Raw genomic sequence first — 12327 nt, forward strand, 5'->3', positions numbered from 1 at the left:
GGCGGGGGCGCTGTACGACGCTACGCGCGGAGTACGCCGGGTAGCGCACCTAGGAAAACCGGGAGAACCGTAGTACGCCGACGCGTCCCTGGAGTTGCTGCGAGACCTCGAGGGGAGGGCGAATGGAGACCGAGTCGGAGCCGTATGTCCGCCTTGCGACCCTGCGGCAGCTGCATCAGGTCATGGCGGACATGAACACCGCCCGCAGCCTGGCCGACACACTGCAGACCGTCGCCGACGGCATCGTGACCGGTCTCGGCTACGAGCTGGCGGCCGTCAACCTCGTACGCCCGGACGGCGACCTCGTCGTCGCGGCATTCGCCGGGAACTCCGCCGCGGAGTCGCTGATCACCGGACGGGTCGGCTCCCGCGCCGCCTGGGAGCGCCGGCTGGGCATGGGCGAGGCCTGGGGCGACCTCAGGTTCATATCCCACACCGAGGGCTGGATCCTCGACGAGGACGATGTGCCGCAGTGGCACACCGAGGGTCCCGAGCCCCGCTTCGAGGACGAGTGGCACCCCTCCGACCGCCTCTTCGCACCCATGTACACGCCGGGCGTGCAGGGCTCCTGCGGTGAGCTCATCGGGGTCATATCCGTCGACCGGCCGCGCAACGGGCGGCGCCCCGGGGCCTGGGGCCGGGAGGCGCTGCAGATGTACGCCTTCCAGGCCGCCATCGCCATCAGCAACGCGCGGCTGCGGGCCAACATGCAGCGGGCCCTGGTCCGCCTGGAGCGGGAGCAGCAGGCTCTGCGCGCCAGCGAGGAGTCCTTCCGGCAGGCCTTCGAGTACGCCCCCTCCGGCATGGCCATCGCCGAGATGGGCGGCGAGCAGCACGGGCGCATCCTGCGGACCAACGACGCGCTGTGCCGTCTGCTGGGCCGGCCCGCCTCCGCCATGCGCCGCTACTCCTTCTCCGACCTCGTGCACCCCGAGGACATAGGCACGCTGCTGCGGACCTCCGCCGAGGGCGGGCGGGCCGAGCTGCGGCTCGGACGCCGGGACGGCACCTATGTCTGGGTCTCCCTGCGCAACTCCGTCGTCGCGGACGCCGCCGACGGGCCCCGCTTCCTGCTCACCCACGTCGAGGACATAGAGGAGCGCAAGCGCCGCGAGCTGCAGCTCGCCCACCGGGCCTCGCACGACTCGCTCACCGGCCTGCCCAACTCCGCCGAGCTGCGCTCCCGGCTGTCCGCCCGTCTCTGCCAGCGCCCGCAGTCCCTGCCACCGGGCGCGGCGGACTCCCTGGACGCCGCGTACGGGGATCACGGGGTGGGCCACCCGGCGTTCGACGGCCCCGGGCACACCTTCGACTTCCATGCCGCCCCGGGCCCGTACGACGCCTTCGACCACCATGTGCACACCGTCGCCCCGGACGGTGACACCGACGACGGCACCAAGGGGCTCGCGGTGCTCTTCTGCGACCTCGACGGCTTCAAGTCGATCAACGACCGGTTCGGGCACAACGCGGGCGACGCCGTCCTCATCGAGGTCGCCCGGCGGCTCAGCCGCGGCGTGCGCGACGGGGACACGGTCGCCCGGCTCGGCGGCGACGAGTTCGTCGTCCTCGCCAACGGGCTCGGCAAGGCCGACGCCCAGGACCTCGCGGTGCGCCTGCGCAACGAGATCATCCAGCCGATCCGGGTCGACGGCCGCGCCATGCGGGTCGGCGCGAGTTTCGGCATCGGCTGGGCGCACTGTGGAATGACGGCGGACGAAGTGTTGAAATCCGCTGACGAACGCATGTACGTAGAGAAACGATCTCGTCCCAAACAGCATCGGCGCGCCGGTTAGGCCGCAGGTCGGCGTATGGGTGACGGGAAGAACATCCGTCTGGGGTCCGCGGAACGGGTAGGCTCGCCATTCAGCCCCGTATGTATCTGGACCCGCACCTGCTGAGGAGACCTAGGGATGACGGCCGGCAACAACGGCGAGAGCACGCCCGAGGACGAGGATCCGTTCGGCTATCTCTACGCCGACGGTCAGGCCAACGGCGCACAGCCGCCCACAGGGGGTTACGGCTACCCGGGCTCTGTCAACAGAGTGCGTGCGGTCGGGCAGCGCCAGTACGGCCAGCCGCAGCCCCAGCCGCAGCCCGCGACAGCCGCCTACGGCCAGGTCCCGCAGCAGCAGCAGACGTACGGCCAGACCGCCTACGGTCAGCCGAACGCGCACTACGCCGCGCCCGAGACCGTGCCGGGGGCCGCGCCCACGACCCGTCAGACCCCGGTCGGCGGGGGAGGCGGCGGACGGGGCCGGGGCCCGAACACCAAGGGCCTGCTGATCGGTGCGATCGCGGTGGTCGCCGCGGTGGTGATCGGCATCTCGGTCGCCATGATCGGCGGCAACTCGGACGACGACAAGAACGCGGCGGGCGGCCAGTCGAACAGCCCGGCGGCCTCGCACAGCGCCTCCTCGAGCGCGTCGGCGTCCGCCTCCGCGACCGCCGGTGAACTGCCGAAGGTCGACGCGAAGGCGCTGCGGCTGGAAGGCGGTACGGCACTCGCCTCCGACGTGAAGGGCGCCAAGTCCGACGGCGGCATCTACGTCCAGGGCTTCAACAACGTCGGCGCTGCCGTGACTTGGAGTGTGGACGTGCCCGCGACCGGCAAGTACACGCTGCACACCGGATACGGCGTGCCCGGCGTCGACGCCACGGCCACCCTCACGGTCAACGGGACTGCCCAGACCACCCCCCTGTCCTTGAAGAACTGGGCGCAGGCACCCCAGGGGGACTGGGAGAAGGGGTGGACGAAGACGTACAACTATGTCCAGCTCAACAAGGGCACCAATACCATCCGAATCTCCTGCGAGCAGGGGAACCAGTGCAACACCTATCTCGACCAGTTTTGGCTGACTGAGGGCTGGGACAATTAACGACTCAGAATAAGTGGAGCCTTGCACGCCGCACGGCTCCACTTACTTTAGCTATATTCGCGGAATACGCGAGATGCCTAATTCCAGTCCGTGCACGAGTTCAGGAGCGTGTCGCCTTCGAAGCGAGCCACTTGGACACCGGCATCGAAGATACCTCGACTATCTGACGCCGTGGTGTTGTACGTGATGGTGCCCGTACCTCCGGTGTTCTTGTGCCACGCCCAATAGTGAACCTTGCCGTCTGTCTGCTTGGACACGAAGCGCATGCGCACGTGGTGGCCATCGGCTGCGGTGTCGCTGATCTCCATGTGAATGCCCACGGTGGAGCCGGGATTGTCCCAGTCGGATATCCTCAACAGGCCAGAAGCGCCTGTCGTGGTACATCCTCGGTACACGGGGTCGGCTGCATAGGCGGAACTCGAGATCCCGATAGCCAGGAGCAGTGAAGCACCGACGATTCCTGCGGCTGTGAGTGACTTACGCATCTTCTAGCCTCTTCCAGAGGGTAAGTTGACGCGCTCATGCTATTTCGGGGTTGCGGTTTGCTGCCGCCATTTTTGCGCCGACTTGGGTGGCAGAAAATCGATAAGGACTCAAGCTGCGGCGTTTTGCTGGGTGATAGTCACCTGCTCCAGCAACTCCTCATAGGCCCGCCGGTCGAACTCGCCCGCCGTCGGCGCCAGTACGGTCGCCGCGGACAGGGCCACCGCCCGGGCCAGGCGGGCGGGCCACGAGAGGCGTTCCACCAGACCCGACAGCAGGCCCGCGACCGCCGAGTCGCCGGCACCCGTCGGGTTGCCCTGGAACCGGCGCGGCGGGGCGGCACGCCAGCGGCCCTCCGCGTTCACGGCGAGCAGACCCTCCGCGCCCAGCGAGGCGACCACCGTGTGGGCCCCGCGCCGACGGGCGTCCCGGGTGGCCTGCGACGGCTCGTGGGAGCCCGTGAGTTCGGCCAGTTCCTCGGCGTTCGGCTTGACCATGTCCGGGCGCGCGGCGACGCCGCGGCGCAACGGTTCACCGCTCGTGTCCAGCAGCACGGGCACGCCCGCCGCTCGTGCGGTGCGCACCAGCTGGGCGTACGCACCCACCGGCACGCCCGGCGGCAGGCTGCCGCACAGGGCCACCGCCGTGGCCGAGGGCACCAGATCCCCGTACGTCTTCAGGAACGCGGCCCACTCGGCGGGGGTTATCACCGGTCCCGGCTCGTTGAACTGGGTGGTGTCGCCGGTCGTCCGGTCGACGACCGCGATCGTGCGCCGGGTCGCGCCTTCGACCGGGACGAGCGCGTCCACCACGCCCGGCGTGCGGCCGAGCCCGTCGCGGACGGAACGGCCCGTCGCGCCGCCCGCGAAGCCCGTGGCGGTCACCTCGTGGCCGAGTGCGGCGAGCACCCGGGCCACGTTCAGCCCCTTGCCGCCGGGGCGTTCGGCGACCTCGGTCACCCGGTGCGAGCCGCGCGGCCTCAGCGCGCGCACGCGATAGGTGATGTCGAGAGCGGTGTTCAGCGTGACCGTCAGGATCACCTGGGGACCTCCCTCGAAGGTGACGGTGCGCTGCGCGGTCCAGGGGTTCCGGATGGCGCGTGCCGTCGGCATGTGCGGAGGCTCGATCATGCCAAATCAGAGGCGGTCGGCCCAGTACCCCGGACCGACCGCCTTGCGTCAACAAGCGGATGAATCACCCCAGTTGGGGATCGACCACCCACTCGCCGCGGCGCATCACGCCCTTGAGGGCGAATTCCGCGTCCAGCAGCACCAGGTCGGCGTCCTTGCCGGGCTCCAGGGAGCCCGTGCGGTCGTAAACGCCCAGCAGCTTCGCCGGGTTGACCGAAATGGCCGCGACGACGTCCTGCACCGGCAGCCGGTCGACTGTGACCGCCCGCCGGAACGCGCGGTCCAGGGTGAGCGTCGAGCCCGCGATCGAGCCGCCCTCCACCAGGCGCGCCACGCCGTCGGCCACCTCCACCTCGAGCGGGCCGAGCATGTACCGCCCGTCGCCGCCACCGGCCGCGTCCATCGCGTCCGTGATGAACGCGACCCGCCCCGCGCCCGCGTGATGGAACGCCAGCTGGAGCGAGGCCGGGTGCAGATGCGTGCCGTCGTCGATCAGTTCGACCGTGATCCGCTCGTCCTCCAGGAGCGCCGCGATGGGGCCCGGGGTGCGGTGGCCGAGTGGCGGCATCGCGTTGAAGAGGTGGGTGGCGACCGTGGCACCCGCGTCGATGGCCTGCACCGTCTGCTCGTACGTCGCGTCCGTGTGCCCGATCGCGGCGATCACGCCGTGCTCGGCCAGCAGCCGCACCGACTCGATGCCGCCGCGCAGTTCGGTGGCGAGGGTGACCATTTTCGCGTGGCCGCGGGATGCGTTGATCAGCTTGCGGACCTCCGCCGGATCGGGGTCGCGCAGCAGTTCCTCGGAGTGCGCGCCCTTGCGGCACGGGGAGATGAACGGTCCCTCGAAGTGGATGCCGGCGATGTCGCCCTGTTCGGCCAGTTCCGACAGCAACCCGGCCTGCTTGGTCAGGAAGCCCATGTCGTTCGTGACGGTCGAGGCGACGAGGGTCGTGGTGCCGTGCGACCGGTGGGTGCGGATGGCCGCCAGGGCGTCCTCGGCCGTGCCCGAGAAGGAGGCACCGCCGCCGCCGTGGTTGTGGATGTCGACGAATCCGGGTACCAGCCAGTGGCCCCGTACGTCGGTCACCTGCGCACTTCCGGCGGCCTCCGGCCCTGGAGCACCGACGTCGACGATCCGTGTGCCCTCGACGACGACGCGGCCGTCGTCGACGATCCCGGTGGGCAGCACCACCCGGGCACCGGCGAGAACCTTGCTAGCGGCCATCAGGTGGTTACCTCCGAACGGTCGGTGGATTCGAGGAGATCCCAGGCGAGGAGTCCCGCGCCCAGGCATCCCGCGGTGTCTCCCAGGGCCGCGGGGACGATCGACGGCGCTTTCTGGAAGGTGAGCCGCCGCCGGACGGCGTCCCGCAGCGGTGTGAACAACGTTTCCCCTGCCTCGGCGAGCCCGCCACCGATGATGAGCGTGCGCGGGTCCAGCAGGGTGAGGGCGGTGACCAGGCCGTCGGCGAGTGCGTCCACCGCCTCCTGCCAGACCCGGACGGCGTTCGGCTCACCGGACGCCACGGCCTTCGCGCAGTCCGAGGCGTCCGCCTCCGGGTTCCCGGAGGCCTCGGCCCATGCCGCGCTCACCGCCGCCGCGGACGCGTAGCGCTCCAGGCAGCCGTGCTGGCCGCACGGACACGGGGTCCCGCCGGGCCGTACGACGACATGGCCGATCTCGCCCGCGAAGCCGTGGGCGCCGGCCTCCACCCGGCCGCCGATCCCGATGGCGCCCGCGATGCCGGTGCCGAGGGGCACGAACAGAAAGCGGTCCGCTCCCCTGCCCGCGCCGATCCGGCCCTCGGCGAGCCCTCCGGTGCGCACGTCGTGCCCGAGGGCGACGGGCGCCCCGGCCAGGCGGTGACTGAGCAGGTCACGCAGGGGTACATCGCGCCAGCCGAGGTTGGCCGAGTAGGCGGCGATGCCGCGGTCGGCGTCGACGATGCCGGGGACGGCGACGCCCGCGGCGGCGGCCGGCTCGCCGAGGTGCCGCTCGCCGTGTGCGCGCAGCTCGGCGGCGAAGCCGAGGATCGACTCCACCACCGCTTCGGGCCCGCGCTCGCGGCCGGTGGCCCTGCGCGCCTGGTGCAGCAGCTCGCCCCCGGCCCCGACCAGGGCGGCCTTCATCCCGGTGCCGCCCACGTCGAGGGCGATGACATGTCTCACGGAAACAGTGTGGCGCCTGCACCCGTAAGAGGTCTAGTCCACTCACGTGGTGTAGACCTGATGTCGATAGTCCAAATAGCAAGACAACAGGGTTGGTCTAGAAAAGTGCAGCGGCGCAGGACGCGTAGGACGACATGGCAGCAGGGTCTGATCGCGGCGGTGTCCGCTCTGGGAGCGACAGGGACTCTGGCGGCCTGCGGAGGCCCGGCCGGCTCCGATGACGTGACGCTGCGGCTGGTGGCCGCGGACTACGGGGACTCACCGGCGAACAGCTCCAAGAAGTACTGGGACAAGCTGGTCCACGACTTCGAGGCGGAGCACCCGGGGATCAAGGTCGAGGTCGGCGTCTACTCCTGGAACGAGGTGGACCGCAAGGTCAAGGAGATGGTCGCCGCAGGCCACGCGCCGGACATGGCGCAGATCGGGGCGTACGCGGACTACGGGGCGGCGGGGAAGCTGTACCGGGCCGACGAAGTGCTCTCGATCCCCGTCCAGGCCGACTTCGCCTCCGAGCTGAGCGACGCCGGGAAGGTGAACCGCGTTCAGTACGGCATGCCGTTCGCGGCGTCGACGCGGCTCCTCTTCTACAACAAGACGCTGTTCTCCGAGGCGGGGATCACCCCTCCCACGAGCTGGAGCGAACTGGCGGCGGACGCGCGGGCGCTGAAGGCCAAGGGGGTGAAGTTCCCGTACGCGCTGCCGCTGGGCCCGGAGGAGGCGCAGGCGGAGACGATGCAGTGGCTGCTCAGCGGCGGCGACGGATACCTGGACGGCTTCGGTTCCTACGACCTCGACTCCGCCCAGACCGTGGCCACCTTCGACTGGCTCAAGGACGAGCTGGTGGACAAGGGCCTGACGGGTCCCGTCGCGCCGGGGAAGCTGAACCGCGCCGACGCCTTCGCCGCCTTCACCCGCGGCGAGGTCGGCATGCTGAACGGGCATCCCTCATTGATGAAGACGGCGCGGGCGAAGGGCGTGCGGTTCGGCATGGTGCCGATGCCGGGGGCCGACGGCCGGGCGAAGTCCACGATGGGCGTGGCGGACTGGATGACGGCGTTCAGGCAGGGCGGCCACCAGGACCAGATCCGCGCGTTCCTCGACTACGTGTACGACGAGAAGAACGTGCTGGCGTTCTCGCGGGAGTACGACCTGCTGCCGGTCACGAGCTCGGCACAGGAGACGATGACGGCGTCGCCCAAGGACGCGGATCTGTCGCCCTTCCTCGAGGAACTGCCGACCTCGGAGCTGTATCCCGCCGGCAAGACGTCCTGGGCGGGCGTCAGCGCGGACATCAAGCAGCAGATAGGCAAGGCGGTCGGCCCCGGCGGCAGCCCGGCGGCCATCCTGGGCGGGCTGCAGCGGTCGGCGGTGACGGCCGACAACAGCTCCGCGGGCTAGCCTCCGGCGGGGCAGGCAGGAAAGGTGCCGGTCCGCTCGGGGATCAGTCCCCGGGGACCGCGCTTCCGTACCCCGGGCCGACCGGCCTGGGGCTCGCTCTCGCCCCTCGATCTTCCTCTCGGCTTCGGCCGAGGGGTGGGGGGCCGCGACGGGCCGACTGTCGGACCCTGCGGCTACGGTTCCTCCATGGACGACCTCACCCCTCGCGAGAAGGCCATCCTCGCTCTGGAGGGACGCGGTTTCTCCGGCCCGGGGGCCAAGGAGCGTGCCATACGCGAGCAGCTCGGTCTCGCCCCCATCCGGTACTACCAGCTGCTCAACGCCCTCCTCGACGATCCGAGAGCCCTGGCGCACGCCCCGGTCACCGTCAACCGGCTCCGCCGCGTCCGCGAGTCCCGCCGCGCCGAGCGCTGAGCGCGCCGCGCGGCGGGGCGCGCCGCCCGCGCATCCCCGAGCCATGCGTGAGCCCGCCCTCGCGCGGATAGGGTCGTGTCATGGGCAGCCACACGGACTCCTTGCCGACGCCCGCCACCCCGGCGGGGCGCGACGGTCTCGACGCCATCCTCGCCCGGCCCGAGCGGGCCGTTCTCGCCTTCGACTTCGACGGGACGCTCGCCCCGATCGTCCCCGACCCCGATCAGGCCCGCGCCCACCCCGACGCGGTGCCGGCCCTCGCGGCCCTCGCCCCCAAGGTCGCCTCCGTCGCGGTCGTCACCGGCCGCCCGGCCGGCGTCGCCGTCCGCCACGGCGGCTTCGCGGACGTGCCTGGACTCGAACACCTCGTGGTTCTCGGCCACTACGGCGCCGAACGCTGGGACGCCCGCACCGGCACTGTCGACGCCCCCGCCCCGCATCCCGGCGTCGCCGCCGTCCGCGCCGAACTCCCCGGCGTCCTCGACCGGATCGGAGCCTGGGGGGGGACGTGGATCGAGGAGAAGGGGCGTGCCGTCGCCGTGCACACCCGCCGCGCCGAGGATCCGCAAGCCGCATTCGAGGCCCTGCGCGAACCCCTCGCCGACCTCGCCACCCGGCACGGGCTGATCGTCGAGCCGGGCCGCATGGTCCTGGAGCTGCGCCCGCCGGGCATGGACAAGGGGGTGGCCCTGCTGGAGTACCTGCGCGAGATCGGTGCGGGAGCGGTCATGTACGTCGGCGACGACCTCGGCGACCTGTCCGCCTTCGCGGCCGTCGAAAAGCTCCGCTCGGACGGCGTGTCCGGTCTCCTCGTCTGCAGCGGCAGCGAGGAGGTCACCGAACTGGCCGAACGCGCGGATCTGGTGGTCGACGGCCCCGGAGGAGTGGTGCGGCTGCTGAGGTCGTTGGCACAGCGGCTCGCCGAACCGCCCCGATAGGGGCGAGGGGGCAGGCCGTCGGCACGAGCGGCCCGCGGACGGTCGGCGGCCCGGAGCGGACCGCTCAACCCTCCAGCGCGGCCAGCTGTTCCAGGAACCACCGGGCCGGGGGCAGCGCCGTGGCCTGCGCGGCCAACCGCTTCGTGCGCTCCGCGCGCTCACCCGGTCCCATGGACAGCGCCTGGTGCAGGGCCGCCGTCATGCCCCCGATGTCGTACGGGTTCACCGGCACCGCGTCCTCGGCCAGCTCCTCGAACGCCCCGGCCTCCCGGGACAACACCAGTGCGCAGCCTCCGTCGGAGACCACCGGGACCTCCTTGGCGACCAGGTTCATACCGTCCCGGATCGGGTTCACCAGGGCCACGTCCGCCAGCCGGTACGCGGCCAGCGAGCGCGCGAAGTCGTCCTTCACATGCAGCTCGACCGGAGTCCAGTCCGCGGTGCCGTACCGCGAGTTGATCTCCGTCGCCACCCGCTCCACCTCCGCGGTGTAGTCCCGGTAGACGGCCAGGTCCTGGCGGGAGGGGTACGCAAAGGCGATGTGGACGACCCGTTCGCGCCACTCGGGCCGGGATTCCAGCAACTCCTCGTACGCCAGCAGCCCGCGCACGATGTTCTTCGACAGCTCGGTGCGGTCCACCCGCACGATCGTCTTCCGGGGCCTGCCGTCGGGAGTCGTGCCGATCTGCTGCCGCAGCGCCGCCATCCGCTCGTTCACGTCCGGCTGGTGCGCCCGCCACCGCAGGAAGTCGGCGTCAGCGCCCAGTCCGTGCACACCGATGCGCGTGCCCGAGGCGCTGCCGGGGCCGAGGACCGCGTGGCAGCACTCGGTGAACGCGTCCGCCCAGCGCTGCGTCAGGAACGCCGCCCGGTCGGCGCCCAGGATCCCGCCGAGCACCTGCGCCGCGATGTCGTCGGGCAGCATCCGGAAGTACTCCGGCGGCGCCCACGGAGTGTGCGAGAAGTGACCGATCCGCAGGTCCGGGCGCAGACCGCGGAGCATCAGGGGGGCCAGGGTGAGGTGGTAGTCCTGGATCAGGACCGCCGCGCCCTGGCCCGCCTCCTGGGCGAGTGCCTCGGCGAACGCGCGGTTGTACTCCTCGTAGGCCTTCCACTGGCGCCGGAACGCCGCGTCGAAGACCGGCTCGAGCGGCGTCTGGTACAGCATGTGGTGCACGAACCACAGCACCGAGTTCGCGATGCCGTTGTACGCGTCGGCGTGCACCCGCGCGTCGATGTCGAGCATCCGTACGCGCTGCCCGCCGGTGTCGGCCGGATCGAGCGCACCGCCCGTGCGCCGGACGGTCTCACGGTCGGCGTCGTTCAGGGCGGAGCAGATCCAGACGGCGTCCGTGTCCGGGCCGATCGCCGACAGTCCGGAGACCAGTCCGCCACCGCCCCGCTTGGCGGTGAGCTCCCCCCTCTCGTCCAGCGTGTACGAGACCGGGCCGCGGTTGGAGGCGACAAGTACGGAAGCCGTGTGCGGGGAAGCCATGCCACGAAACCTAGCCCGGAGCCTAAACGCTCAAACGTTCCATTCAGCCGTATGCGGAGCCGTATACAACGGGTTCCGCAGCCATTCAGGCCGCCTTTCGTTCCATGTACTCGGCGATCTGTTCCATCGGCGGCCGCTCCTCCGTGTCCACCGAGTACGTCCGTGGCTCGAACCCACCCGCCACCCGTTCGAACTGGGTGAGGGACGGGCGGATCAGATGACCGCGGGCCAGCCGGAGCTGTGCGGTGCGGTAGATCGCGGCGGCCATGCGGCCGAGCGCCTGACCGTCCTGGTGGCGGTGCTTGCGCACCCCCACGTCGACCTGGGCGAGGGCGTCCAGGCCCACCAGGTGCAGGGCGTCGACCAGCATGCCGAGCTCCACCCCGTACCCGACCGGGAACGGCAGCCGTTCCAGCAGGGAACGGCGGGCCGCGTACTCGCCGCCGAGCGGCTGCACGAATCCGGCCAGCTGGGGCCAGTGCATGTTGAGCAGCGGGCGGGCCATCATCTCCGTGACACGTCCGCCCTGGCCGGCCGTGGCGCCGAGCGGCCGGTCGTACATCGCCTTCACCAGGTCCACGCCGGGGTCGGTGAGCAGCGGGCCCACGATTCCGGAGACGAACTCCGAGGAGAACTCCCTCAGGTCCGCGTCGATGAAGCAGACGATGTCGCCACGGGTGACGAGCAGGGACCGCCACAGCACCTCGCCCTTGCCGGGCACGGCCGGGATCCGCGGCAGGATCGCGTCGCGGTGCACCACCTTCGCGCAGGCCGCCGCGGCGACCTCGGAGGTGCGGTCGGTGGAGCCCGAGTCGACGACGACGATCTCGTCGACGAGCGGGACCTTCTGCATGAGGTCGTGGCGGATGGCGGCGACGATGTCGCCGACCGTCTCCTCCTCGTTGAGCGCGGGCAGCACCACACTGACCGTTGAGCCGGACGAGCGTTTCGCGGCCAGGATCTGGTGGAGCGGGCGATCGGCGACGGACCAGGAGCGGGTGCTCAGCCAGCGCTCTACTTCTTCCAGCACAGTCTGCGGCTCCTCACGTTCGTACGGCGGTGGTCGGCAGAAGAGATCGGAAGTGATCCCCGAGTGGGACTCGCATGGGGTGCGGGTGGTGATCCGTCCATCTCGCGGTTCGGACGACTCTCTCAACTGTCCTGGCCTTCGGTTACAGTCTTGAACAACGCCGGTGACCATCGCATGTCGGGGGTCGCCGTCGCTCACCACGGTGAAACAACCGCATACCGCTCATCCAGAGGGGCAGAGGGACACGGCCCGATGAAGCCCCGGCAACCCTCCAGTCGGTTCTCGTAGATCGCTCCTGATCGTCTTCGCGAGGCTCCCGACTAGGGAAGGTGCCAAATCCGTCTCACGGCGAGATGCGTCGTGAGGAAGATGAGGAGAAAGGGCCTCGCCTGAC

The 12327-nt window shown here is 70.7% G+C and carries 11 protein-coding genes and 1 riboswitch; of the genes, 5 read left to right on the top strand and 6 right to left on the bottom strand.

The genetic code is table 11. The features are described from left to right. Positions 1 to 122: 122 nt before the first annotated feature. Positions 123 to 1793 carry a diguanylate cyclase CdgB gene (gene cdgB / locus ACQEXA_RS30875; RefSeq protein WP_432929441.1) on the top strand — a complete coding sequence of 557 codons (1671 nt, stop codon included), beginning with the start codon at positions 123 to 125 and terminating at the stop codon, positions 1791 to 1793. A gap of 117 nt (positions 1794 to 1910) precedes the next feature. Beyond that, the gene (locus tag ACQEXA_RS30880; protein WP_432929439.1) at positions 1911 to 2876 is read left to right on the top strand and encodes a CBM35 domain-containing protein; all 966 of its coding nucleotides are present in this window, start codon (positions 1911 to 1913) and stop codon (positions 2874 to 2876) included. A gap of 77 nt (positions 2877 to 2953) precedes the next feature. Here ACQEXA_RS30880 and ACQEXA_RS30885 read toward each other — a convergent pair whose 3' ends face one another. The 4 genes from ACQEXA_RS30885 to ACQEXA_RS30900 form a co-directional block, all read right to left on the bottom strand. Continuing rightward, on the bottom strand, positions 2954 to 3184 hold the full coding sequence (locus tag ACQEXA_RS30885) for a hypothetical protein (RefSeq protein WP_432929437.1): 231 nt from the start codon (positions 3182 to 3184) through the stop codon (positions 2954 to 2956). A gap of 285 nt (positions 3185 to 3469) precedes the next feature. Continuing rightward, positions 3470 to 4399, bottom strand: a complete 930-nt coding sequence (locus ACQEXA_RS30890; protein WP_432939287.1) for a 1-phosphofructokinase family hexose kinase — start codon at positions 4397 to 4399, stop codon at positions 3470 to 3472. 154 nt (positions 4400 to 4553) lie between these two features. Next, positions 4554 to 5714: an N-acetylglucosamine-6-phosphate deacetylase gene (gene nagA, locus ACQEXA_RS30895; protein ID WP_432929435.1), complete on the bottom strand. Its 1161-nt coding sequence runs from the start codon at positions 5712 to 5714 to the stop codon at positions 4554 to 4556. Beyond that, the gene (locus tag ACQEXA_RS30900) at positions 5714 to 6658 is read right to left on the bottom strand and encodes an ROK family protein (RefSeq protein ID WP_432929433.1); all 945 of its coding nucleotides are present in this window, start codon (positions 6656 to 6658) and stop codon (positions 5714 to 5716) included. Before ACQEXA_RS30900 ends, nagA begins: the two co-directional genes overlap by 1 nt. A gap of 105 nt (positions 6659 to 6763) precedes the next feature. On the opposite strand from ACQEXA_RS30900, the gene ACQEXA_RS30905 reads away from it, so the two are divergent. The 3 genes from ACQEXA_RS30905 to otsB all read left to right on the top strand — a co-directional run bounded on the left by ACQEXA_RS30905 (position 6764) and on the right by otsB (position 9408). Then, entirely contained in the window at positions 6764 to 8056 is a 1293-nt protein-coding gene (locus tag ACQEXA_RS30905; protein WP_433131677.1) for an ABC transporter substrate-binding protein, read from the top strand. 186 nt (positions 8057 to 8242) lie between these two features. Beyond that, the gene (locus ACQEXA_RS30910; RefSeq protein ID WP_432929429.1) at positions 8243 to 8470 is read left to right on the top strand and encodes a DUF3263 domain-containing protein; all 228 of its coding nucleotides are present in this window, start codon (positions 8243 to 8245) and stop codon (positions 8468 to 8470) included. 80 nt (positions 8471 to 8550) lie between these two features. Further along, complete coding sequence (gene otsB, locus ACQEXA_RS30915; RefSeq protein WP_432929427.1) at positions 8551 to 9408, top strand: trehalose-phosphatase; 858 nt, start codon at positions 8551 to 8553, stop codon at positions 9406 to 9408. 64 nt (positions 9409 to 9472) lie between these two features. Here otsB and ACQEXA_RS30920 read toward each other — a convergent pair whose 3' ends face one another. Together ACQEXA_RS30920 and ACQEXA_RS30925 are read right to left on the bottom strand one after the other, a co-directional pair. Beyond that, on the bottom strand, positions 9473 to 10903 hold the full coding sequence (locus ACQEXA_RS30920) for an alpha,alpha-trehalose-phosphate synthase (UDP-forming) (protein ID WP_433131679.1): 1431 nt from the start codon (positions 10901 to 10903) through the stop codon (positions 9473 to 9475). An 85-nt stretch (positions 10904 to 10988) separates the two neighbouring features. Then, positions 10989 to 11933, bottom strand: a complete 945-nt coding sequence (locus ACQEXA_RS30925) for a glucosyl-3-phosphoglycerate synthase (protein ID WP_432929423.1) — start codon at positions 11931 to 11933, stop codon at positions 10989 to 10991. 219 nt (positions 11934 to 12152) lie between these two features. Beyond that, a riboswitch (SAM riboswitch) is annotated at positions 12153 to 12309 on the top strand. Positions 12310 to 12327: the final 18 nt, after the last annotated feature.

It is taken from the genome of Streptomyces sp. CA-106110 (assembly GCF_050936285.1).
Lineage (GTDB): Bacteria > Actinomycetota > Actinomycetes > Streptomycetales > Streptomycetaceae > Streptomyces.